Raw genomic sequence first — 25,509 nt, 5'->3', positions numbered from 1 at the left:
CTAATTATTAATTGATTTTTAACCCATCGGCAATTTCTTCTGTTGCCATTTTAAGCATTCTCATCCCTTCGTGAAGATCTCCAAATACCTCTATCATCATTGGCATTGTTCTACCTTTTCTAACTTTATGATGATGAGCGATGCCTGCTTTATTTTCAATAAGGTATAAGCCCAAGTTACTCTCCACTAATGCTGATTTAGGCACAAAGAAACTCGCCTGTTTTGCTTTGAGTTGTACAACAGCATCGGCAATCATATTAGGCTTTAGCAATCCTTTGCTATTATCTAAATCTGCTTGTACTTGTTCTGATCTCAATTTAAGATCTAAACTTCCAGCCTTACGCGTAATTATAGCTTTAAATCTATCCTGAGGCATGGTTCGTACAGTAAAGGAAACTGTATCACCCATTTGCAAATACGGTGTATTAGCCTCCGATATGGATAAGTTTAATCTCAACTTATTGGTATCCTCTACAATAAGTAAAGGCGTTTTATTCATTGGCCCTACATAAGCACCTACATCCACTTGTCTACTGGTAACTACTGCGTCAAAGGGCGCTTTAATAACTAAATATTGATCAATACTTTTAACCTCTTGATAAGCAGCTTTTAGAGCATTCAATTGTGCCTGATCTGCAAGCATTTTAGCCGTAATTTGCTCTAAAAAATCCGGAGCAATAGCCCCTTGGGTTTGATTTGCTTTCAATGTTCTATCATACGTAGCTTTAGATGAGATATAATTTGCTTCTTGGGCCTTGTATTTAGCTTCTGCACTGAGCACTTGAGCTTGTAGTTCCGGAGCGTTCAAAATCATCAATACTTGCCCCTTTTTAACTCTATCTCCTATATCTACTTTTAGATCTGTTACATAACTATTGACCTTAGCAAATATCTCGGTGCGTTGATCCGCTCTAATTTCTGCTGGGAGTTGTAATTTTACATGAGGATTAGACTTCTTTAGTTCAAAAGTCTCTGTGAGCATCATATTCATTTGTTGTTGCTCATTTGCCTGTACAGGCTGTTCTTCTTTTTTATTGCACCCAGCAAGTACAATTAAACTCAATATAGCGATATATACTCTTTTCATTTTATTACTTATTATCAACTGGTAAATAATGGATACTTTCTTTATCTTCTGGGTCTAACGACGGTGACTGTCTTGTAGATTTATTCATTACCCATGCAAAAACCATAGGCAAAATTATTAGTACAGAGAAAGTCGAGGCGAATAAGCCTCCTATCACAGCTCTACCTAATGGAGCTACCTGCTCTGTTCCTTCACCAAATCCTATGGCCATAGGCATCATTCCCGCAATCATTGCTAAAGTCGTCATTGCTATTGGACGAATGCGCAGTTTGGTTGCTTCTATAGCAGAGGCTGTTGCACTCCAACCTGATTTTCTCAAAGTCTCTGCATTGTTAATTAACAATACTGCATTTGCTATGGATACACCTACAGACATAATTATTCCCATATATGATTGTAGGTTTACAGTCGATCCCGTTAGTTTAAGTAAACTCAATGAGCCCAACATCACAAAGGGAACGGTAGTTAAAATCACAAACGACACTTTAAACGATTGGAAGTTAGCAGTCAACATTAAAAAAATAACGACAATGGCAACTAACAATCCATTAGCAAGGCTCTTCATTGTTTCGTCCAAAACAGGGGCCATTCCCTTTAATTCAACGTTTACTCCTTTTGGCAATTCTCCCAACTCTGCAATAGCTTTTTCTACATCTTGCTTTGCTCGATTCAAATCTGTCTGATGTATATTGGCAATAACGGTGACATATCCCATGGTTCCTTCATTATAACTTTCTGCTAAAGCTTTACTTTCAGTAATTGTTGCTACATCACTTAGAACTGGGCGATCTGCATTCTTAGTCAATGGAATACTCTCTAACTCCTGCTTGCTGTTTAATTGATTTTGAGGCATTTGAACTTGCACGTCATAGGCAATCCCCATCATACCTCCTACCCACATATTGCGATTAGTATATCTGGAAGAAGCTGTTGTAGCAACTAATGATTTGGCAATATCCATTGCATCTAACCCCAATTGTGCTGCGCGTACTCTATCAATATTAATCTCATAAGAAGGATAATTCATCGAGATTGGCATTTGTTGGTCACGCATATAGTCTATCTGATTGAGTTTGACCAATAACTTATTAGCTACCATCATATTCATTTTTCTCATCATACCAGATACGCGTATTTCAATTGGTGTATTGGTCCCTTGACTCAAGATCTTCTCCGTTAACTCAATAGGTTCAAAAGTTAGTTTTAACTCGGGCAATGTCTGTTTTATTCTCTGTCTTATTTCATCTTTCAATTCGTCCGTATTACCCTTGAAATCCTTAAACGAAATCTGCATCAACGCTTCGTGTGGTCCAGCATTGTATAAGTAAATCGGGCTAACAGCAAACGATGAGGGATGTTGTCCTATAAAGGCAGAGGAAATAGCAATCTTTTCTTTGCCGTATAAATCCTCTATTTCTTTCAATACTGATTTTATCTTTTTTTCAGTATGCTCAATTCTCGTTCCTTCAGGAGCGGTAATTCTTAATTGAACCTGACTTGAATTAACAGTAGGAAGGACGTCTTTTCCAATGTTGACATATAAAATTGCTACACTAATCAAAGCGATAACGGTTGAGAAGATTACAATAATGCGTTTACTTGGCATCATTCGATCCACCAAAGCGACAAAGCGATTCTTAAATTTGTCAAAGCCACTTGCCTTCTCTGGTAGGTTGTGTTTAGCTATATCGTATTTCATCATCCAATTGGCCATAATAGGAACAAAAGTCTGTGAGAGCAAAAATGATACTGTCATTGCAAAACCAATAGCCATTGCCAAAGGCATAAACAGCGAACCTGGTATACCAGTCATCATAAAAGCTGGTGCAAAAACGGCCAGAATACTGAACAAAATCAATAGCTTAGGAAAAGCTATTTCCTTACACGCATCCCAAATAGCTTGTGCCTTATTCTTACCTAAGGCCAAATGTTGATGTATATTTTCTATAGTAACCGTACTTTCATCTACTAAAATACCAATAGCTAAAGCTAAACCTGATAAGGTCATAATATTTATAGTCTGACCAAATAATTTCAAAAATAATACTGATGAAATAATGGCAATTGGTATGGTAAGAATAACAATAAAAGCTCCTCTTGGATCTCTTAGGAACATCAAGACCATAAGTCCAGTCAATAAAGCACCTAAAACTCCCTCTACAATTAAGCTCTTTACAGCATTGATTACATTGACAGATTGATCAAACTCATAGGAGATTTTCACATCTTCAGGTAAGTTTCTCTGTATATGAGGAATAGACTCTTTTAGTTTCTCTACTACATCATAAGTAGAAGCTTTACCTGACTTGGCAATGTTGATATATACAGAACGCTTACCATCGACAAGGGCATACCCTGTTGTTATATCTGCACCATCTTTTACAGTAGCAATATCGCGAATATACACGTTGTCTACTTGTCCTTTGAACAGGGGAATATCACCAAACTCCTCGACTGTTTTAAGCGTATTGTTTGTTGGTGTTAAATAGTTTTTATCTCCAACGTAAATATTTCCAGAAGGCATAGTCACGTTTTGACGAGTGATTGCCTCAACAACTTGTTCTGGAGAAATCTGATGTGTACGAATTTTATTCGGATCAATATTAATCTCTATAGTACGCGGAGACCCACCAAAAGGAGGTGCAGTTGTTAATCCTGGAATTTTAATCAAATGAGGCCTTGCTGCAAAATTCGCAATATCTTGTAATTCATTATTAGTTTTAGTATTCGATCTAAAGACCAACTGCCCTACAGGTTGAGAAGATGCGTCAAATCGAATAATAAAGGGAGGCGGTGCTCCTGGTGGTAAAAATATAACTGAACGATTAGACAGAGCGGAAATTGAGGCAATCGCTTCTCCCATATCTGTTCCCTCGTAGAAATTTATTTTCATCAAGGTCAACCCTTGTGTGTTTTTTGTTTCTATACTCTTGATGCCATTGGCAAACAACATCATATTTACATACATCTTTGTAAAATAACCTTCCATTTGTTGTGGTGTATACCCATTGAATGAATGGGCTATATAAACCACTGGCAGGTTCATCTCGGGTAAAATATCAACAGGGATATCTTTAGATGACTTTACTCCAAAGAATAACAGTCCCAATACCAATACCATAATTGATATTGGTTTGCGCAAAGCAAAACGTATTAAATTCATCTTTTTTTATTTTTGGGGTATAGCGTTTAACAAGTAATTTATATCTCCCTTAGCAGAAGATTCCAATAACAAAGCTTGCCAGACATTGTTCTGTGCTATCTCAAAATCAATCTCGGCTCTTTGTAGGGTATACAAAGCTTGTGTAAAATCTACTAAGTTGCTCAATCCATTCTCATACAATGCTTTTTGCTGTGCAAAAGCAGTGCTTGCAGCACTAACCTGTATTTTTGTTTGTCCTAAAATATCCTGGGCATTGACAAATTTTTCTGCTGCCAACTTTTGTTGATTTTCCAGTTCTTTGCTCATCCTACTGTATTGATAAGAAAGGCTATTTGTGAACTGCTCTTGTTCTTTGCGTTTGGAAGTAGTCTTGAAAAAGTTTGTAATATTCCAAGTCAAAGTAAGACCTACTAAATAATTTGAACGATCAATACCAACGCCATTGCTGTAATTTCGAGTAAATGCAGTATTATCTTGTACATAGTTCCACTCAAAACCTGATCCTCTACCCTGAATAATACCAAAGGCATTTAAAGTAGGTAGACTCCCTTTAACAATGAGTTTCTCCATAACTTTGCTTTGATCTATTTGACTTTGATGCAATTGCAAAATAGGGTGTTCTACTACCTCATTGGATAAACCTTCAGCTATATTGGGCTGAGAAATCGTAAAGACTTCATCCAACTGATATGGCATTGTTGTTTGATTTAGCAAAGCAGCCAAAGCTTCTTGATATTCAATCTCCTTGTCGTAAGCTTTTAGATAAAGTGCTTGAGCATTGGCTAATTCTGCTTGAGCTAACTGTTCGTCCACCTGAGCAATTAAACCGCTATCAGCATTGGCTTTTGTTACCTCGTAGAATACCTTAGCCCTCTGAAGATTTTGTTCTTGTACAAATTTAATGCGCTGAGCTGCTAAAAGGTTCAAATAAGTAGCTCCTACTTTGATTTGCTGCTTAAATACTTCTTGATTGAGATCTTCAAGGCTTACTCGTTCTTGAGCTTTAGCCATCTTTACTTGTTGTCTTGTTTTTCCAAATGAGAAAACATTCCAATTAATGTTGGCAAAGTATAATGATCCGAATGCAGCATTCCAATTCTGTTCTGCTAAAGGCATTGAAGTTGAAGCAGATCCCAATCCTCCATAAGCATAAAGAGGACCATTCTGAGCATTAATAGTACCGTAACTTTGTTGAGCACCAAAGGTCAAATCAGGGAAGTAGTTTCCTTGCGTATAAGTAGTATTCTGCTGTAGCGCTTTTAGTTTAGCTTCTTTGACTTTTAATAAGTCATACTCTTGTGTAGTTTGTTCGATTGCTTGTTGAAGTGTCAGCTTTTGAGCATAAGCACTTGAGGCAATACCAAATAAAATGAACAAAGCTAATTTATTCATTTTCATAAATATTCATTGCGTTTAATTAAAAAATAAAGAACTCTATACCTTAAAATTGAATAAGGTATATTTATCAATATGATTTCTTAATCAAATTCTATATACGCAATTCTTGATGTAGATAGGAATTTCTCTTACGAAGTAAACATAAGGAAGAAAGGAAGCAGTCTGAGAAACTGTTGAAACAACACCTTGGAATACGTAACCAAAATAAGGATGTAAAATGGCATCTATAAAGAATGATGCCTTGACAATTTGAGCAGATGTTTTCTGAAAATCAGCTTTTACTTTTACTATCTCAACAGTTTGCTTACAACATTCCTTTTGTGGGTTCTCCACTTGTTTTCCATTCACCTTACAGAATCCGCATTCACTTTTTGATTCGTAAGTTGAAGACATAGAAGTCTGTTGCACGATTCCTTGACAGATGTGCTGATATGTTGTAAATCCAGACGAAATAACAACAAATAATAGACTAAATAATATGGAAAATACCTTCTTCATTGTGGTTGCTAAATTATACTACTTCTCTAAATAGATTGTTATACAATTTTGATAGGGAGTTGTATAATTATGCTTGAGAACAAGCAGAAAAAAAGCTCTAAAAATTAAATAGAGCTTTTTATGCAAATCTTACCAAGGTCTTTTGTCTGTTTGTACAGGCGCCGTTAAATCAAATTCTACTGAGAAAGCACTCTCTTTATCAACGCGTTTTAAATTATAGGTAAACTTAAACTCATCGACTGTAACATACCAAACATTGCCAGCAGTAGGCGCTAATAAATCAACTGTCTGTTGATCAGCTGGAAAGAATTGGATATTATTAGTTCCTGTATTTGTTGTTGTTCCACCATACATTGTTACTTCATCTGCTACTCCATCCTCCTTGCGGTGATCGTGTTTTAGCTCCAACCTTTCTCCCTTTAGAGTAAATATCCATGTTCTCGATAAGTCATCACCTACAAAAAAGGGAATCTTAACTTGATCGCTATTGCATTGCATAACATACATAAGCAATTCTTTATCTTTAAAATCTTCAGGAACAGAAGTCGATACAATCTTGCCTTTATAAGCTGTACCACATAATTGTGATAAACTGTTTAGAAATTTTTTTGGAGCTAACTCCTTTGAAGATTGTGCAAAAGAGTTCACGGCAAATGCCAAACTGAGTAATATAAACGTATTTTTCATTATAAAACATTTTGTATCAAACATAATCATTCCTTCAATAGCTTAGTTGTCTATGACTAAATAAAGTCTAAAAACTATAACACATAAATTCAATGAGTCTTTAAAAAAAGAAAATAATTCTCTTTAACCCAGATTACGCTATAGACATATAAACGAAAAGTAATGATACAAAACAGTTCTAAATTAGTCAGTGAAGCATACGATAGTATGGTTTTAGAACTAATGAAAGAGATATGAAGTAGAATTGCTTTATAGTATTTGGCTAATGCGGAATCTGGGTTTAAGGCTTAGCTATTCCTTAGTATTCTCCCAAAGAGATTTCATATTCAAGTCCAATACCCCTTTATAAGGCCCTAAGACACTAAAAAAGGCATTATCTACTTCTTTTACTACAATGATAGCTTTCTCTAAAGATTCTTTCCCAAAAGGGCTCAAATTGATTATTTTGGCCCTGGTGTCTGTAGGGTGATCTTTTCTTTGAATCATCTTCTTTTCTTCTAAAGTGCGTAAAACTTTCGATACCATCATGCGATTTGTATAACTGTGGTTCGCTATATCAATCTGTGATACGATATTAGTTTGTAGTAAAAGCGAATCCAATGTTGTTAATAAAACAAATTGGGTATAGGTAATGTCCAACTTATCTAACTCTTTTTTTATACTTCTCTGCCAAGCCATAGTTACTTGCCAAAGTAAAAAACCAGAACTTAATTCTGTCGATTCGAATTGTAAATCTCCTGTTTGTGTCATCGTAATTTCTTATGTCTTTGATTCTAAATTTATCTCTTGTCTTTACTTAATAAATTTCAAAATATACTCCAACTTATGGAAGCCGATTTTTCAAATTCTAAAACTAAAATTTATTGCATTTTTTTCACGGTAACTAGAATAAAAAATGTGGTGTTTTTTATCTATTTCTAAAAACTATTCCAATTGTAAAAGTCAGAATGCTTAACCTATTTTTCTTATAGTATCTATAAGTTAAATCGAACCAAACTTGTCGAGATTTAGTTCTTGTATTAAATCTGCTAACTACATTGGAAGCAGATCATAATTACAGAGGAAAATAAATTTAGCAACAAGTCAACTCTATATAACTAACTGCTCAATGCTATTCAAATACGAATCTGATCAAAATAAGTTAGCTCAAAAATAAAACAACTTTAAAGACTGCTAAATTAAGTTGCTTTAGGGTGTTTGACTTTGAAAAAGCACAATTAACTTCCTTTGTTGACTGAGAGCTGGTTTTAGCTATAAAATAACTTTTGACAACTTCTTATAGTTTGAAATAAGCCACATTGTTGTTGCAAATATAATAACCTTGACAACAATATGCAATTTTTATATTTAACAATAAATATTTTAATTACATTAATATCTTAAAATCAAATAGTTGTAAATAATACTTAAAGTCTTAGTTTAAGTTAGGTTTAATTAGTTATAAGGGGCCTTACCTATATCTTATTTTAAAAATTAGTGTTTTTTTAAGGAATGATTTTACCAACTTTAAACCTAATTAAACCTTGCTAAATGAACCTCTTAGGGATACTGACATTTTGACAAAAAGACCTTTTTACAGAGGGACTCCTATTCAAAATAGATGGCTAACAAAGTAAGTTAACCTATTAATTTTTTATTTAAAGTATTAGTTTAAGTAAAGATACTTAACTCCTATTTTATATCTTGTAATATTATATAGATTCAGGAGATTCATTTTGTCAGTTTACCAAATTACAAACCTTACAATTTCGAAAATAAACGATATACTATGATGATAAAGATCTGCAACCCTACCCTTTTTATACTCTCTTTTATAAGAAATTATTTTACCTGAAAAACATCTTTTATTTCAAATTTCTATCCTAGAATCAACTTTACATCACGGTCTAAAGAAGATTATATTAATTGACTTTTTTACTTATCTGCATCTAACTTTATTTCTCATTATAACAAGGAAAAGCTTTGAGATAGCTAAACCCAAAACACAGCTTTACGCCTTTTTGATGAAGTATAAAAAAGAGCATTTTGACTTGTTCTTTCTTATGTAAAAAGCGATGCTTTTTCCCTTTGATCTAACCATGTGTTGAAGGCTTCAAAAAAACAGAAAGGGCTAGCTACCCAAAGAATGAGTAGCCCTGTGTATTATTTTTAGTTGAATAATCTCCTATTTAGAGAAATAAGTTTTATTGTAGATTAAACGGAAAGCATTATTAACAGCTTGATGAATGACAGTTGAATGTAACTCCTCTGGCAGGTAGTCAAAGTGTGAAGTAATATGTTTATTACCTTGTAAGCTGTCATATAAATCCTTAGCATACTGATACATCATTTCATCTTCTTCTTTGCTTGGAGCGCCTACATAAACATTGATATCCTGTTTAATTTTATCTAACAAACAAAGGGAGTCTTTATTTAATAACTTACCATCTGCCCACCATAAACTTGGACTTATAATAATATAATTTTCAAATAAGTATGGATGTTTTAACAGGACATAAGTTGAATATAAGCCGGCTAACGATTCTCCGATAACAGTTCGTTGATTACTTGCGTGAAAGTTTCTTTCTATGTAGGGAATTACTTCAGATTCTAAGAATGCAGTATAAGCTTCTGCTCTGCCGTATTCAACAAACATATCTTTGCTATACCCCACTTTCTCAACGAAATCAAGGTTATCTACTGCAAAAGTCATATCCTTTCTACGATTGATCGTTTCTATACCCACTACGATAGAGTTAGGAAAACGCGCTATCCAAGGCTGAGAGTTAAACTTGACCAATCCTGCCAGGTGAATAAAATCTTCTTCTACTCCACCGTCTAATATGTACACAACGGGATATTCTTGTTTAGATAAAGGATCATACTCTGCAGGTAAAAGGACATTGATTACTCTTTCTTCATTTAGAATTTCTGAGTGCAATGCTATAGTTTTACCAATTTCTAATGGTTTTATATTTTCCTGAGCAATACTGGTCATTGTAGCTAATAACGCTGCTCCACATAAGGCTAATTTTATATTCATCATTTTTGTTTTATTAGTTTGAAACTTCCAAATGTATCAAAAAGAATAGTTTTATTTAATTTAATTATTCCAATGAAGTTTGCTAAAAATAGAAAAGGAGCTATTCTCCAATAGAATAGCTCCTTTTTCAACAACAACAAAACGTCTTTTCTTAGCCAGTTAAATTTACTAACTCTCCTATTAGGTCTGTTACGGAAACCCGTAAAATCAAACAAAAAAAGGCATCTAATTTAGACACCTCTTTGTTTTATTATTTAATACCTTCATTATAAGTCACTTGCTCTTCCATAAAAATTATCGTCTTCTACGACAGAACGATAATAAAAAGTGCCTAAATCTAATCCTGTATCTTTAAATAGTTCTTCAACCGTATACTCCTTCTCACTGCGATAAAACAAATCCGAGTCAATATACCCTATAGTTCCCGTGTTGAGGTTTAAAATTATTAAATCATCGTGTAATCCGCTACCGATGATATAATATCCTTTTTTATAGATTTCTTTATTGTATTTACTAAAGTTAGAACCATGTAAGAAAGCAACTTGACTAAACAAATTCTTGCCAAAACGCCATCCAGATTCGTAAGAGTGGTTAATAAAGAACGTACCTATTTCCTCTCCGAAATTTCGAATAAAATTAGCTTCAGCAGTTTTTGTTAGAGGGCGTTTCTCCATATTAAACTTCTGTTTCATAATCTCAACCGCTTGGTCAAATAGCGCAACATTAATACTTTTTATTTCTTTCATACTACTAAATTACAAAACTATTGTTATACTCCATAAAGTTATAAATCTTCCCAAACAATGCAATCTGCTCTAAATCAAAATTGATAGACATCTCATATTGGTTCTGTCCATTAGGGTAAATTTGAAATACTATCACTACAGTATTTTCAATTTCCTTCACCGTAAGAAAGTGGAAGTTATGTCGTTTAAAGTTTAAGATCACCTCCTTTGTTTGCATATTCTCAATTGAAAATACCCCTACCCATAGCGACATTCTCATTTCAACAAACTCAATATGAATGAGGTATTGACCATCGACAATGGAAATTTGCTCGGAACTATTCTCTTGCACCATACTACTCGCCTATTAATTTTCGTACAATTTCCTGAATACTGTACTCAAAGTAATTTCCATACTTATCTCTATTTCGAAGAAATAAAGCGTAGTCATATCGCTCAAAATTAAGCTTTAACCACTTGTGGTAATACTCATCTAAATACAATCCAAATTCTTGTTCGAAAGTCAAGACTTCTTCTTGTCCTAATTGATCTTCAAAAGTCTTTATTTTAGTAATTACTTGCGTCAATTCTTCTTGGCTAACATGTTTTACTATTAGTGGATCTGGTAAAGCAATACGGAAAGCAAGAACCTCCATTTCTTCCTCCTCCCACCATTCACTCAAATTGTATTGAGAGAGGTCTTTTTGGGTTAGTTCTGATAAGTACTCCTCTACTTTGCTATAAATAATGCCATGCTTATCATCATACTCATTAATATACTGGGAGTAGTCTCGTATAGATTTTAGCACTTGAGCATAATGCTTTTGTGCAATATTCATTTGTGGCAATATTTCTTTTCTCAATTCCATTTAAACTCATTAATTGCTCTCATTCTATTTTCCTAATTACTGTAATTCGCCTTGTTTTTAAGTATATTTCACAAAAGGACCTCTAAAATATGGTATAAAAAATCCATTTGTAATAACCTTCTAAATCTTTAAATAAGAATACCCCTAAGAACGGTACTTAGTTGTTTAATATTTAGTTTAAAACAGCATTTAAAACCTTGTTACTCTGCATTCTTGAGTAAGTGCTTATTGTGTTTGTCGCTCCAAAGTTGTAATTGCTTCAAAATATAGACTATTTCTACGCCACGTGGTGTTAACTCATACTCTATCTTGAGATTTGTCTCAGGAACGATCTTCCTGCCTATTACCCCCAATTGTTCAAGCTCATTTAATTGATTAGACAAGATCCTTTTACTTATTTTAGGAATAATACTTCTATGTAATTCTAATGTGCCGGCAGGAACCAATTCAAGTTCTAATAAAATTGCAGCATTCCAACTTTTGGCTAAAATATCCAAGGGCAAACGAACACCACAAACATCATAAATCTGCTTTGATTTTGCTGAAAACATATCAATTTCTTTAACATACAAAGATACTATATTCTATCTCATTTTGTGAATAATATACTACCGAAATAACTCTATTTGTTATTCTAAAAGTAACTTATTGTATTTAATTTGGAATAGGTTTCAATTTTAAATGAACTTTTAGCAATGGTAAAAGGGAAAGCTTTAAGAATTAAACTATTCATTTTTACAAGTGATTGTCCTCATATAATTCTGACTGATTATCTTTTTTTACAAAAAAGGAGGCTATTTTGGTCGCACTTCCTTAGGGGTTGCTTGGGGGTTGGTAGCAGTTTGCTTGCTAAAACACCCCTTTTTGGCAGTAAAACTGCAAGAATAGTGCAAGAACCCCCCAAGAAACCCCCAAGAAAGACCAAGGAAAGCAGTATTATGTCATTTGTTTAATAAGTTTGGAATTTGCCTAACACACTAAAGCAAAATAATACGTAGTTGTATGAATAGAATATTCTCGTTAAACCTTTCAATATTAAAATCAAACTACTTCGCATAATGAGTAAGAACACGTGCAAAAGGCAATCTTGTTTATTCTATTTAACCAATCTTTTACATATCCTCTGACTTGAGATATCGAGTAAAAAAAAGCGCACCTGAAATAAATTCAGAATACGCTTTTGTAGGTAATTAAAGCTAAGTTATCTTTAAGTCGTGTTGTTAAAAATCTGTAGCTTCGTTATAATGACTAAATGTCTTTGCTGTATAGGCATCTATAGAAAAATCAGCAGCAGTAGCTGACAAGTAAAAGAATGTTCCCAAGTCCATGCCCATATCGATGTGTACTTCACTTATAGGTAGGCTATTGGATTCCCATAGCAAGTCGTGAAAGATATACCCTATACGAGAAGTATGTTTGTTAAAAACAATAGGATCTCCGTTCAAACCACTTCCTATAATGAAATATCCCTTCTTGTATAATTCTTGATTGTGTATTGCTAAATTCTCTGTTCGAAAGCTGTTAGGAGTATGAAAGTAATTGCTATTAAAGTCAAGTTCTTGTCTAAAGGAATACTTTCTCATAAACTCTGCAAAGTCTAAAGAAAGGTATTCTTTCATGAATTGATAATTCAACTCTGTTAGTTTGATAATAGCTAAATCTTCTTGATCAAAAGTTTGCTTTATAGCATCGATAAACAATTCTTCTCCAAACATATGCGTAGGCATTAGGATTACTTATTCGCTTCTTAATTCTCCAATTTCTCTAACTAATTCTGGATAGTGTTTTTGAAGTTCCTTACCTGAATAAGGCTCACGAACCCAGTCACTCTCAGCTAAATCATAATGTTCTATTTCAGGATATAGTAAATCAGTTGCATCTCGAATTACTAAAGAGTCTTCCTTGTCATATTTCACTTCATAGGCTGTCTCACTAACATACAACAGTCCTTCTGCACTTGTATCCCCAATATCGCAAGAGTAGTCACCACTGATAAATGATTCTATATTCTGAACTATATCATAGAAAAATTCCTTTCCCTGTAAGATTAGCCAACAGCGAAAATAGATAAAATCATCTGTTGAAATATATCCTTCAAAATCGTAAACCTCTTTTTTAAATTCAAAAAAATTGTTCAGAATAATATAAAAATCAGCTATTTCCACTTTGTTTAACTGATTGATTTTCTCCCTCAATACTTTTTCAAATAGAATAAAATCGTCTTTCTCATATTGAGATAAAACGGTAACTATTTGATCTATATGTTCATCAGTATCGAAAGGTTCCTCATTTTGACTTTGATTACCTTGTCTGATAATATCCCAAAAAAAGGCTTCATCTAAACGTATATTCATATACAGTTATTTTCACTTAGTAAGTAGATAAGCTATTCTTTTCAAAGATTTGCTTATCCCTTAAACAAATTTAGAACTAATACTTTTGTATAACAATAGTGATTGTTAAAGAGTTTTTTGTTATTTTAATAGAGAAAAGCTAAGTACCAATTTACAATTAATTAATCTTTTTATAGAAATTCAATGAATACAGGATGATCTACTCTTATTTTTATTTGGATATAATACAGTTACTTTCAAATAGATAACATTTTAAACCTGCTGCTGTAACAATTAAAAACTTAGCCCTATAATTCAAAGGAATAACAACCACTGTACTTTCACTTATATTTTATAAATACTCCCCTACCTTGGTCTATATTTATTACTTATATTTGTAGCGATTAAAAACAATATGTATTAAAAATAAGCATAAATGAACACAGACGAAAATTTTCACGACGAAATGGGAGATAACCACATTGCTTCAAGTGATGCTACACCATTAAGAAGTGATGCGTTTGACCGCACAGATGACGAAAAAATAGAAATTATAAAAAAAGATGTAGAGAACATTTTAAACACTTTAGGTTTAGACTTAACTGATGACAGCTTAAAGGGAACACCTAACCGTGTAGCTAAGATGTTTGTAAAAGAAATATTTGGAGGGTTAAACCCAGCAAAGAAACCAAGTTCTTCTACATTTGACAATAAATATAAATACAACGAAATGTTAGTTGAAAAGAACATCGTTGTATATTCTACTTGTGAGCACCACTTACTTCCTATCGTAGGACGTGCACACGTGGCTTACATCTCTAATGGAACAGTAGTTGGTTTGTCTAAAATGAACAGAATTGTAGATTACTTTGCTAAAAGACCACAAGTACAAGAACGCTTAACTATTCAAATCGTTAATGAACTCAAAAAGGTTCTTAATACAGAAGATGTTGCATGTGTGATTGATGCAAAACACTTATGTGTAAACTCTCGTGGTATCCGCGATATCGAAAGTAGTACAGTTACTGCTGAATTTGGTGGACGTTTTCAAGAAGAAAGTGTACGCAAGGAATTTTTAGATTACATCAAATTAGAAACTAAATTCTAATTACAACATAGATATTATTTTAAATATGGCATTATATCAAGAACAACAATTAAAAGTGTACAACTCCTTATCTGGAGAAAAAGAAGTTTTCACACCTATCCATGATGGAAAAGTAGGTATGTATGTATGTGGACCTACTGTTTACAATTATGTACATCTTGGGAACTGTCGTACTTTTATTTCTTTTGACTTGGTGTATCGCTATTTAAAGCACTTGGGATATCAAGTACGCTACGTTAGAAACATTACCGATGTAGGACATATGGTTGACGATGTAGACGAAGGAGAAGATAAAATCGCTAAAAGAGCTCGTATTGAACAAATCGAGCCTATGGAAATTGTGCAAAAGTATACCTTAAACTTTCACAACATCCTTAAGCAGTTTAACAATTTACCTCCAAGTATTGAGCCTACAGCTACAGGACACATTATTGAACAAATAAACATTATTCAAGAAATCATCAACAATGGTTTTGCTTATGAAGTTAATGGTTCTGTTTACTTCGATGTCGAAAAGTATAATAACTCTTATAACTACGGTGTTTTAAGTGGACGTAAGATCGAAGATATGTTATCTAATACAAGAGAATTAGACGGACAATCTGACAAAAAGAATCCTTTGGACTTTGCCTTATGGAAAAATGCTGAACCACAACACATTATGCGTTGGCCTTCTCCATGGGGAGATGGTTTCCCTGGTTGGCACCTTGAATGTACAGCAATGAGTACAAAGTACTTAGGTAAGCACTTTGACATTCACGGGGGTGGAATGGATTTAAAATTTCCTCACCACGAATGTGAGATTGCACAAAATGAAGCCTCTACAGGTAACTCACCTGTTAACTATTGGATGCATGCTAATATGCTTACTCTAAATGGTAAGAAAATGGCTAAATCTACTGGAAATAATATCTTGCCAAACGAATTGTTCTCAGGAGAAAATAGCATCCTAAGTAAAGGGTTTTCACCAGCTGTGACAAGATTCTTTATTCTACAAGCTCATTATAGAAGTATTTTAGATTTTTCAGATGATGCTATTTTAGCCTCTGAAAGAGGTTACTTCAGATTAATGGAAGCAATTAAATCGCTAAAAGATTTAAAGACTTCAAGTAATTCTTCTGTAGATATTGCCAAGTGGAAGCAATCTTGCTATGATGCAATGAACGATGATTTTAATAGCCCAATTTTAATTGCAAACTTATTCGAGGCAGTTAAGATGATCAACTTAATCAAAGACAATAAGGAAACTATTTCAGTTTCTGATTTACAAGAACTAACTACAAGTTTGAATGGTTTTGTATATGATGTCTTAGGTTTAGAAGATAGTCAAGCAACTACTGTTGATAACGGAAAACTTGAAGGGGTAGTCAATATGTTAATCGGCATGCGAAACGAAGCTCGTGCTAATAAAGATTTTGCAATGTCTGATCACATTAGAGATGAACTTGCCAAATTGGGTATTGAACTTAAAGATGGTAAAGAAGGCACTACATTTACATTTTAATAATATAATAAAAGCTATAAGATAACCTTCTTATAGCTTTTTATTCTTATAGACTTATGCTTAAAAAGATTCTGATATTTCCTTTTATTGTGCTTGTGCGATTTTATCAAGTCGCAATATCTCCTCTGTTTCCCCCTGCTTGCAGGTATAGTCCTACTTGCTCACAATATACTTTAGAGGCTTTAAAGAAACACGGTTTATTTAAAGGAGGATGGTTGGCTATTAAGCGTATTTTGAGTTGTGGCCCTTGGGGAGGTAAAGGATATGATCCTGTCCCTTAAGTTGACTACTCAGCCTTATTAAACAAACTTAATGATGAATGCACTTAAACTGCAATCTCTTTTTTAAAAGTAAAGATAAATTCATACTTTTAACTTTTAACTCTACACTGTATTTATGATACACTCACTAAATATGATATGGAATCCTTCAGAAGGATTTGACTTAGGTTTTATTAAACTGCGCTATTACAGCTTGATGTTTGTTGTAGCTTTTGGTTTAGGTTGGTTCTTGATGAAAAAGATCTATGATCGCGAAGGAGAATCAGTTGAAAAACTCGACAAGCTTTTTATTTACACAGTATTAGCTACTTTAGTTGGAGCTCGATTAGGGCATGTATTCTTCTATGATTGGGATTACTACAAAGACCACCTTTTTGAGATTATCTCCCCTGTGCGCTTTTCTCCTAAGTTTGAAATCGTTGGATTTAGTGGACTTGCCAGTCATGGGGCAGCAATAGCTATTATTTTAGTTATGTATTATTACAGTAAGAAAATTGTAAAGAAACCTATCCTTTGGATATTAGATAGAATCGTTATACCTGTTACCAGTGGAGGAGTATTTGTTCGCTTAGGTAACTTTTTCAACTCTGAAATTGTCGGGCATGAAACAACAAGCGCTATGGGTATTCGCTTTCTAAGAGATCGCTTTTCACCAAATGAAATCAGACAAATCACTGGGATAAATGATTACAACCAAGCTTATCATGCAGCTGCTACAGATCCTCGTTTTGCCGAAGTATTAGCCAAAGTAGTACCTAAACATCCTACTCAATTGTACGAAGCATTTGGATATGTGATTGTCTTTATCATAATTTACTATATGTACTGGAAGACAGATGCTCGTAAAAACTTAGGTTTAATATTTGGTGTCTTTTTAGTTCTATTATGGACAGTAAGATTTATAGTAGAGTTTGTCAAAGGTAGCCAAGGAGGCTTTGAAGATACTTTAGGATTGCTATCAACAGGACAATGGCTTAGTATTCCGTTTATCCTTGTAGGAATTTACCTGTGGATAACGGCTAAAAATAGAGTTTATACATCATAAAATAAAAAGAGAGCTAATCAATCAAGATTAGCTCTCTCTATTTATATTTCTCTCTTGAAAGTATAATAGATTCTTTGTGTAGTACTCCCGGTAATACAAGGGGCTGCAGATACAAGTTCCCAACCTTGACTTCCTAAATCATTTAATATCCTATCCGCTTCTTCTATTTTCATTTTGGCAAAGAATCCATTGGTTAGAATTTCAATTGTTTTGTATTCAAATCTTTTCATAAGACAATATTATTAATTATTAGTTCTAAGATAATCCTTTTTTATATACTTAGCCACTTACGCTATGATTTCACTGCCGTTGGATTTGCTTGTAATAGAAAATTATAAAAGCTTATAAAGTCTTTATTCCACAAGCGAATGTTAAGGATAAACTTATAGGTTATTATCCCCCCCTGCCTCACTTATAGAAATACTCCAAACGGATGTGTTGGCAATCTTAGTACTTGTGCGCTTTACTTCCACAATTGAATCTAAAGGATAATTTACTTTACCGCTGTTTGGATACACGAGAGATAGATTTTGGGAATTAAAGTACGATTCAATATTGCTTACTGCGCTTTTAAACAAAAGTGCTTTAGAGGAAATCTTCTTGTATCCTCTTAGATTTACTGAGTCCGAAAGCATAGGTATATGTGATGGATGACTATAAAGAGTATTGTTATATTGCTTTTTATCTTTTAAAAATTGATAAGTAATCAAACTGCCTAATAATAACGTTATCAGTGACAAAACGATAATTAACACTTTGGAAGATATTGGCAAGACAAACACAAGCAGCATCAAGAGAATTGCATATCCCACAAAATACATAAGAATTATTCTAATTATATTTTTCATTCTACTTTATTTCATAATTAAGACAAATCGCCTCCACCCTATTTAATGTAAATTTTCGTTGCCTTTTATAGCATAAAATCACTACTTTTCATCAGGCAAAATATACATCAAAATGGATATCAAATATACTACTCAGGATAGAGGTAATAAAAAAGATTATCAACAATATTTACAAGCAATGGATGCTATTTCCATTGAAAAGGTTGCGTCTGCAAGTGTTTTCTTTCAACCTAAGGATGGGAATACTATAGTAGATGTTGGAATGGCCTCAGGAACCAGTACGGCAATCCTTGCTCAACTATTCCCTAACCAACATATTATTGGAGTCGATATAAACCCTAAGATGGTCGAAATTGCAAATGATTTATATACAATGCCCAATCTTACGTTCAAAGAAGATGATGGAGAAAAACTATTGGCATTTGAAGAAAATACAATTAGTGGCTTTTTTAATTGCTCTGCTATTCATCACATCACTTCTTACAATGATTATGATTCTAATAGAGCTTTGAGCACCCTTAAAAGGCAAGTAGATTTACTGAAAGAGAACGGTATACTTGTCATCCGTGACTTTGTAAAGGTAGAACAAAAAGAGGTTGTAGTAGAGTTTTCTACTCTGGATAAAAAAGATAGACCAAACGATGCAGATCTCTTTATTCAATTTAGTAAAACTGCAAGATCTTTAGCGACTGAACAAGGGTTTCCAATAGCGGAATTACCTTCTATAAAAACCAATACCAAACGCTTTCAAGCTTATTATACTGATGTAGTAGAGTTTGTCCGCCGAAAAGATTACTATGCCAACTGGAATATTGAATTACAAGAGGAATATGGTTATTATACACAAAGTGACTTTGAGACGATCTTTAAAGAATTAGGCTTGCGTATTATTGTATCTGCTCCAATTTATAATCAGTGGATCATTAACAATCGTTATAAAGGAGAATTTACAATCTATGACTTAAATGGCAATGATATAGGCTTTCCTCCAACTAACTACCTAATTGCTGGTGAAAAAGTGGTTCAAGGAAAAGACATTCAACTCGTTCGCCACCTACCAAAAGCTCAAGTACCTTTTCTCAAACATTCGTCTTTTATCAATAAGAATACAAAGCAAATTTACGATGTCGTAGAACGTCCCAATAGTGTAATTGACATTATTCCATACCGAAATACAAACGAAGGTTTAAAGATTATTGCAAAGCATGGATACCCACGTCCTCTTGCCAATTTAAACACAGACTCGCCCATTATAGATTGTAAACACTACAGCGGTTATATTACAGAGGGAATTGCCCTTGGAGAAAGTAATGACTTATGTGCCGAATTACAAAGGAGATTTAAGATACAAGCTAATGAGACAATGTTCACTAATTCTCTATCCTATTATACTTCACCAGGAGGGATAAATGAAAGAGTAAAGGCCTTGTTCTTACCACTTGAAAAGACAATAAAACAGAACCTACCTTTAGATGGAAGTATCACAGGATTTAAAGATTCTGGTTTCTTACACGAATATGACGCAGCCCAACTATTAAGTACCGCTCAGACTGGAGCTTTAGTAGAGGCTAGATTAGAGTTAAATATTTACAATTTATTCTTTAACTTAAAAATGGCTTTACCTAAGTGGTTAGGTATTAAACCAACTATAACAACGACAACAGAACTAAAAATTACTAATATTCATGATTTATTAAGTATAAATACTCAAGTATATGAAAACAGTTTAGAAAATGCTGAATTTATGCGTTCGAGTAGAGCTTATTTTAGCGAAACAAAACAAATGCACAGTAATACAATACTTGAATATGTATATCCGAGAACTTATAGCTGCAATACAGTGGTAACCATACCTGTAGTTAAGAAAGAAGATCAAGTTTATATAGGTTTAGAAAGAAGGGATTTACCTGTGCCTCAATCCTTTTCTGGCAATAGTTCAATAATTACTGTTCCTGCGTTTCGCTTAAACAAGAATATAGCTCATTTTAATCAATTAGAACAGTATCTCTCAAGTTTAAAGATCGAAGGTTGCCAAGTAACACATTACTCAAAGCTTGGTGAAAAATACTTTCCAAGTATAGGTATCACACCTGAGCAGGCATACCCATATCTCGTTCACTTAGATAAGCCAAGTGAACAGCTATACTGGGTTAATTTAGATGAACTACTAAAAAATATTCAAAAGATTCAAGATGCTCATTTGCTTATCGCCATTTTTAGATTAAATCACTGTATCAAAAATCAGTAATATAAAAGTTCCCATTAACTCTTTATGTCAATGGGAACAAACTTAATTTTTATATTAAGTATATTGATTAAAATTGAATATACATCCTTTTCGATTGTTTTCATTAATAATACTAAAGCTTGATTTAATAGCATTTGATATTTAATTCTTCAAATAAATCATTGACCTTATATTGTTATAAAATGCTCTTATTGTCAAGTCTCCATTGTGTAATAAAGTCATTACTACTTTTGTTCCTTGACTATCTATATGCTATCAACAATACTTTTTAAAGTAAATCAATCAATAATCTCTGTACTAACCTGTTTACTTTCATTTAAGTAAATGTATACTACCATAACAAATGCTGCTAAGTTGCATAACTATTCTAATCAACAAGCGATTCTATTAGATCTAATACAGAAATAATATATCTATGGCTAAATACATATCGCAAACTCATCTAAACCTTTCTATTAATAAGCAATGAAGTCATAGCTATACTATTGTCTTATATCACATAGAAACTGTTTGACTTTTAGAGAAGATTATCATACTTCTATATTAAAGTTTCTTGATAATTCAATTAATAACAAAAGCCACTCATTACTGAGTGGCTTTTATATATTGTAAGTCAAAAAAGATTAAGCTTGCTCTGCAGCTAATTCTTCTTGAGCTTCTTTGTGTCTCTTTTCAATTTCTTCTTTATCCTTACGAGGCATTGTATCAACTAATACTGGAGTTGCTAAGAATAATGATGAATAAGTACCTACAACGATACCAATCAACATAGCGAAAACAAATCCTCTAATTGAATCTCCACCAAAGATAAACATAATCAATAATACCATGATTAATGTTACAGAAGTATTGATTGTTCTTGATAATGTTGTATTTACAGAGTCATTAACAATCTTATTGAAATCTCCTTTCGTTTTACCTGCAATATATTCACGTACACGGTCAAATACAATAACAGTATCATTCATTGAGTAACCAATTACAGTTAATATAGCTGCAATAAAGTGTTGGTCAATCTCCATGTGCCAAGGCATAATCTTATAAGTTAAAGAGTAAATACCCAATACGAAAATAACATCGTGCGCTACAGAAATAATTGCTCCAAGTGAGTATTGCCATTTTTTGAATGAGATAGCAAGGTAAATAAAGATTGCAATCATAGAACCAATAACAGCCCAGTACGCATTTTGTTTTACGTCTTTTGCCATACTCGGTCCGATTTTAGAAGCTTGAATAACCCCTAAACTCTTACCTTCACCAGTGTTTACAAATTGATCATAAGTTAACTCCTCTTTATAGAAAGGTTTTAGTCCTTCATATAACTTCTCGTTTACTTCTTTATCAACTGCAGCACCTTCTTCTTCTACTCTATATTTGGTAGTAATCTTAAGTTGTTCTTTGTTACCAAACACCTTCGCTTCCACATTCACACCAAATACTTGACCTAACTTATCACCTACTTCAGTAGCTGCAACAGGTTGATCAAAACGCACTTGGAAAGTTCTACCTCCTACAAAGTCAGTTCCTTCATCAAATCCATTAGTAAAGAATGATACAAAAGAAACAATTACAATCACTGCTGATAGTCCATAAGTAGCTTTCTTCAATTTCAAGAAATCAAAATGGAAATTAGTGAACCAGTTTTTAGTTATACTTGTACAGAAAGCTAAAGTTCTTCCTTTTATTACATCTCTATCCATAAAGATACGAGCAATAAAAATAGATGTGAACAAAGATGTAGCAATACCGATTAATAAAGTAGTTGCGAATCCTTTGATAGGTCCATCACCAAAAGCAAATAAAATAACCCCTGTTAAGATATGTGTAACGTTAGCATCAACGATAGGACGCATTGCTCCATGCCAGCTATATGATTCTTTGATTGTCTCTGAAAGATTCATTCCCTTGCGTAGACATTCTTTTGCACGTTCAGAGATAATAATGTTTGCATCCACCGCAGTACCCATTGTCAATACAATACCTGCAATACCAGGTAGAGTTAATACAGCACCTAAGCTTGCTAAAACACCAAATAAGATTAACAAGTTAGCTAATAAAGCAATGTTTGCATACCATCCAGCTCTTCCGTAGTAGAATGCCATCCAAGCTGCTACAATAATTAAACCAGCTACAGCAGATAACATACCAGCATCAATAGCTTCTTGTCCAAGTGATGGTCCTACAACTTCTGACTGAACTATATCAGCACCTGCAGGTAGTTTACCAGCTCTTAAAATATTAGCTAAATCTTTTGCATCAGCAATTGTAAAATCTCCTGAGATAGATGATCTTCCACCTGAGATAGGTCCTGAAGTAACACCTGGAGCAGAATACACAACGTTATCTAATACAATTGCAATTTGAGATCCCTCTCTATAAGCTTTACCAGTTAAGTCTTCCCAGATTTTTGCACCTTTTGGACTCATTTGCATTCCTACAACTGATTTACCAAACTGATCAAATTCATCTTGAGCACCAGTAACAACACTACCACTTAATGGTGGAATACCATCGCGATTAGTTTTTAAAGCGTACAATTCAACTACACCTTCGTTTTTCTTTGCAGGTTTACCCCACACAAAACGAGCGTATTTCTGATCTGCTGGCAATAAATTGCGAACATCTTGACGCTTTAACAATGCATTTACCTTTACAGTATCTCTTGCTTGGAAATAAGCTAAGATTGGCCCCTCTGGATTACCTTCTCCTAACATTAAGTCAAGGATTGGTCCTCTTGAAACTGGTTCAGCTGCAATACTATCATTGTTAGCAGCACCTAAAATAGCTTCTAATTCAGATTTTTCAGAAGTTGTATTATCTACTACCTCTTGTTTTTTAGTATCAACTTTTTTCTCTGTTGACTCTAAATATGCGTTAGCAGAATATAGGAATCCTCTAATCTCTTTGTTTTTGAAAGTTTCCCAAAATTCTAATTGAGCAGTACTTTGCAATAAGTTCTTAATACGATCAATGTCCTTAGCTCCTGGTAATTCTACTAAGATACGCCCAGAAGTACCCAACAATTGAATAGTAGGTTGACTTACTCCAAACTTGTCAATACGCTCTCTAAAAACTCGATAAGCACTCTCGACAGACTCAGCAACCTTTTTTTCTAAAATTGTTTTTACTTGGCTATCAGACATATCTACTGTTATTTCGCTAAGATTTCTATTAGCGAAGATGTCTGAAGAAGCTAATTTTACTGTTCCATTTGACGCTTTATCGAAAGCTTGAAAGAAACCATCTAAATATGTTTGGTTTCCTTGTCTCATAGACTCAGCATCAGCTAATGCCTTATTAAAAACAGCATTTTTTGAGTTATTAGATAAACCTTTCAAGATATCTTTAATAGAAATCTGTAAAGTCACACTAATTCCTCCTTCTAAGTCCAAACCTTTATTGATTTGCTTAGCTCTTACTTCATTAAATGTCTGTCCTAAAAATACCGTTTGATTACCAATAGAATCTAAGTATTGAAACTCTTTATTAGAGTCTCCTCCAGCAAAAGCCTTAGCCTTATCTTCATAATGGTTGGTAACAAAGGTGAATGAAAGTTGGTAAATACTTACCAATGCAAATATTATTGCAAAAAATTTAACGAGTCCTTTGTTCTGCATTATTATTAAAAATTAATTATTTATTATTTTAAAAACGAGCAAATATAAAATATGCATAATACTTAACCAATATTTCCTTGAAGAATATCAGTAAAAAACAGTCGCAAAGTATTACTTTATTTTAACATTTCAGCTTATTAACCCAAAAAATTTGTTAATCCTTTATTCGTTTCTAATATCGCTTCTACACTTGCATTGAATTTTGCCTTTTCAGCATCGTTCAAATTGAATTCTACTATGCTTTCAATTCCATTTTTTCCAAGGATACATGGAACCCCAATAAACAAATCTTTTACTCCATATTCTCCTTGAAGAAAAGCTGAACATGGAACCATCTTTTTTCTATCGTTTAAAATGCAATCTACTATATATGAAACAGATGCTCCTGGTGCATACCATGCTGAAGTACCAAGTAGTTTAGTCAAAGTTGCTCCACCTACCATAGTTTGTTTTGCCACTTCTTCTAAGTCCTGTTCCGATGCAAATTCACTAAAAGGAACTCCTTTATAAGTTGCAAATCGCGTAAGTGGAATCATAGTTGTATCACCATGCCCACCGATAACTAAACCTTCAACATCAGCCATAGGTTTTTGGAATTTTTGACTCAAGAAATATCTAAAACGAGAAGAATCCAATGCTCCACCCATTCCAATAATTCTGTTTTTAGGTAAACCTGTAATTTTTAAAGCTGCTAAAGCCATTGTATCTAATGGATTAGTTACAATTACAAATATGGCATCTTTAGAGAATTTTAAAGCACTTTCAATAACTGTTTTAACAATAGCTGCATTTGTTCCGATTAACTCCTCTCTTGTCATGCCTGGTTTACGTGGTATTCCAGAAGTTACAACAACAACGTTGCTATTTGCCGTTTTTGAATAATCATTTGTAGAACCACTTACAACAGTATCAAATCCTGAAGTAGCAGCACATTGCATAATATCCATCGCTTTACCTTCGGCATAGCCTTCAACGATATCTACTAAGACAACTTCACTTGCAATTCCTCTATTTGCAATAACTTCTGCACAGGTTGCCCCAACATTTCCTGCGCCAATGATAGAAACTTTCATACT

The 25,509-nt window shown here is 33.6% G+C and carries 22 protein-coding genes; 5 read left to right on the top strand and 17 right to left on the bottom strand.

Annotated elements, in window-relative coordinates; all coding sequences use genetic code 11:
- Window positions 1-7 precede the first annotated feature (7 nt).
- From GJV76_RS04565 to GJV76_RS04500, 13 genes are all read right to left on the bottom strand, one after another.
- The gene (locus GJV76_RS04565; RefSeq protein ID WP_155091460.1) at window positions 8-1,087 is read right to left on the bottom strand and encodes an efflux RND transporter periplasmic adaptor subunit; all 1,080 of its coding nucleotides are present in this window, start codon (window positions 1,085-1,087) and stop codon (window positions 8-10) included.
- 4 nt (window positions 1,088-1,091) lie between these two features.
- Complete coding sequence (locus GJV76_RS04560; protein ID WP_155091459.1) at window positions 1,092-4,250, bottom strand: efflux RND transporter permease subunit; 3,159 nt, start codon at window positions 4,248-4,250, stop codon at window positions 1,092-1,094.
- Between the two features lie 6 nt (window positions 4,251-4,256).
- Window positions 4,257-5,648 carry a TolC family protein gene (locus GJV76_RS04555; protein ID WP_155091458.1) on the bottom strand — a complete coding sequence of 464 codons (1,392 nt, stop codon included), beginning with the start codon at window positions 5,646-5,648 and terminating at the stop codon, window positions 4,257-4,259.
- 84 nt (window positions 5,649-5,732) lie between these two features.
- The gene (locus GJV76_RS04550; RefSeq protein WP_155091457.1) at window positions 5,733-6,146 is read right to left on the bottom strand and encodes an HYC_CC_PP family protein; all 414 of its coding nucleotides are present in this window, start codon (window positions 6,144-6,146) and stop codon (window positions 5,733-5,735) included.
- 129 nt (window positions 6,147-6,275) lie between these two features.
- Window positions 6,276-6,833, bottom strand: coding sequence for a hypothetical protein (locus GJV76_RS04545; RefSeq protein ID WP_155091456.1), 558 nt, complete (start codon window positions 6,831-6,833; stop codon window positions 6,276-6,278).
- A gap of 291 nt (window positions 6,834-7,124) precedes the next feature.
- Window positions 7,125-7,583, bottom strand: a complete 459-nt coding sequence (locus tag GJV76_RS04535) for a MarR family winged helix-turn-helix transcriptional regulator (protein ID WP_155091455.1) — start codon at window positions 7,581-7,583, stop codon at window positions 7,125-7,127.
- Between the two features lie 1,414 nt (window positions 7,584-8,997).
- Complete coding sequence (locus GJV76_RS04530) at window positions 8,998-9,858, bottom strand: alpha/beta hydrolase (protein ID WP_155091454.1); 861 nt, start codon at window positions 9,856-9,858, stop codon at window positions 8,998-9,000.
- Between the two features lie 263 nt (window positions 9,859-10,121).
- Window positions 10,122-10,601, bottom strand: a complete 480-nt coding sequence (locus GJV76_RS04525; RefSeq protein WP_155091453.1) for a hypothetical protein — start codon at window positions 10,599-10,601, stop codon at window positions 10,122-10,124.
- A gap of 4 nt (window positions 10,602-10,605) precedes the next feature.
- Window positions 10,606-10,935 carry a hypothetical protein gene (locus GJV76_RS04520; RefSeq protein ID WP_155091452.1) on the bottom strand — a complete coding sequence of 110 codons (330 nt, stop codon included), beginning with the start codon at window positions 10,933-10,935 and terminating at the stop codon, window positions 10,606-10,608.
- A 1-nt stretch (window position 10,936) separates the two neighbouring features.
- Window positions 10,937-11,449 (bottom strand): hypothetical protein, encoded by a 513-nt coding sequence (locus GJV76_RS04515; protein WP_155091451.1) that lies wholly within the window; start codon window positions 11,447-11,449, stop codon window positions 10,937-10,939.
- Between the two features lie 200 nt (window positions 11,450-11,649).
- Window positions 11,650-12,000 carry a winged helix-turn-helix transcriptional regulator gene (locus tag GJV76_RS04510; protein ID WP_155091450.1) on the bottom strand — a complete coding sequence of 117 codons (351 nt, stop codon included), beginning with the start codon at window positions 11,998-12,000 and terminating at the stop codon, window positions 11,650-11,652.
- A gap of 669 nt (window positions 12,001-12,669) precedes the next feature.
- The gene (locus tag GJV76_RS04505) at window positions 12,670-13,164 is read right to left on the bottom strand and encodes a hypothetical protein (protein ID WP_155091449.1); all 495 of its coding nucleotides are present in this window, start codon (window positions 13,162-13,164) and stop codon (window positions 12,670-12,672) included.
- 21 nt (window positions 13,165-13,185) lie between these two features.
- Window positions 13,186-13,803: a DUF4240 domain-containing protein gene (locus GJV76_RS04500; protein ID WP_155091448.1), complete on the bottom strand. Its 618-nt coding sequence runs from the start codon at window positions 13,801-13,803 to the stop codon at window positions 13,186-13,188.
- 415 nt (window positions 13,804-14,218) lie between these two features.
- On the opposite strand from GJV76_RS04500, the gene folE reads away from it, so the two are divergent.
- The 4 genes from folE to lgt all read left to right on the top strand — a co-directional run bounded on the left by folE (window position 14,219) and on the right by lgt (window position 17,720).
- On the top strand, window positions 14,219-14,890 hold the full coding sequence (folE, locus tag GJV76_RS04495) for a GTP cyclohydrolase I FolE (protein WP_155091447.1): 672 nt from the start codon (window positions 14,219-14,221) through the stop codon (window positions 14,888-14,890).
- A gap of 25 nt (window positions 14,891-14,915) precedes the next feature.
- Window positions 14,916-16,394: a cysteine--tRNA ligase gene (cysS, locus tag GJV76_RS04490; protein WP_155091446.1), complete on the top strand. Its 1,479-nt coding sequence runs from the start codon at window positions 14,916-14,918 to the stop codon at window positions 16,392-16,394.
- Window positions 16,395-16,450: 56 nt separating this feature from the next.
- Window positions 16,451-16,675, top strand: a complete 225-nt coding sequence (gene yidD / locus GJV76_RS04485) for a membrane protein insertion efficiency factor YidD (protein WP_155091445.1) — start codon at window positions 16,451-16,453, stop codon at window positions 16,673-16,675.
- Between the two features lie 115 nt (window positions 16,676-16,790).
- Window positions 16,791-17,720, top strand: coding sequence for a prolipoprotein diacylglyceryl transferase (lgt, locus tag GJV76_RS04480; RefSeq protein WP_155091444.1), 930 nt, complete (start codon window positions 16,791-16,793; stop codon window positions 17,718-17,720).
- A 41-nt stretch (window positions 17,721-17,761) separates the two neighbouring features.
- On the opposite strand, the gene GJV76_RS04475 is transcribed toward lgt, so the two are convergent.
- The gene (locus GJV76_RS04475) at window positions 17,762-17,950 is read right to left on the bottom strand and encodes a DUF4177 domain-containing protein (RefSeq protein ID WP_155091443.1); all 189 of its coding nucleotides are present in this window, start codon (window positions 17,948-17,950) and stop codon (window positions 17,762-17,764) included.
- Between the two features lie 153 nt (window positions 17,951-18,103).
- On the bottom strand, window positions 18,104-18,568 hold the full coding sequence (locus GJV76_RS04470; RefSeq protein ID WP_155091442.1) for a hypothetical protein: 465 nt from the start codon (window positions 18,566-18,568) through the stop codon (window positions 18,104-18,106).
- A gap of 112 nt (window positions 18,569-18,680) precedes the next feature.
- On the opposite strand from GJV76_RS04470, the gene GJV76_RS04465 reads away from it, so the two are divergent.
- Complete coding sequence (locus GJV76_RS04465) at window positions 18,681-20,816, top strand: class I SAM-dependent methyltransferase (RefSeq protein ID WP_155091441.1); 2,136 nt, start codon at window positions 18,681-18,683, stop codon at window positions 20,814-20,816.
- 623 nt (window positions 20,817-21,439) lie between these two features.
- On the opposite strand, the gene secDF is transcribed toward GJV76_RS04465, so the two are convergent.
- Window positions 21,440-24,433: a protein translocase subunit SecDF gene (gene secDF / locus GJV76_RS04460; protein WP_155091440.1), complete on the bottom strand. Its 2,994-nt coding sequence runs from the start codon at window positions 24,431-24,433 to the stop codon at window positions 21,440-21,442.
- Between the two features lie 137 nt (window positions 24,434-24,570).
- Complete coding sequence (gene mdh, locus GJV76_RS04455; protein WP_155091439.1) at window positions 24,571-25,506, bottom strand: malate dehydrogenase; 936 nt, start codon at window positions 25,504-25,506, stop codon at window positions 24,571-24,573.
- Window positions 25,507-25,509: the final 3 nt, after the last annotated feature.

Source organism: Myroides albus (assembly GCF_009711045.1).
GTDB classification, from domain to species: Bacteria; Bacteroidota; Bacteroidia; order Flavobacteriales; family Flavobacteriaceae; genus Flavobacterium; species Flavobacterium album_A.
This window is presented reverse-complemented; position numbering and strand designations above follow the sequence as displayed.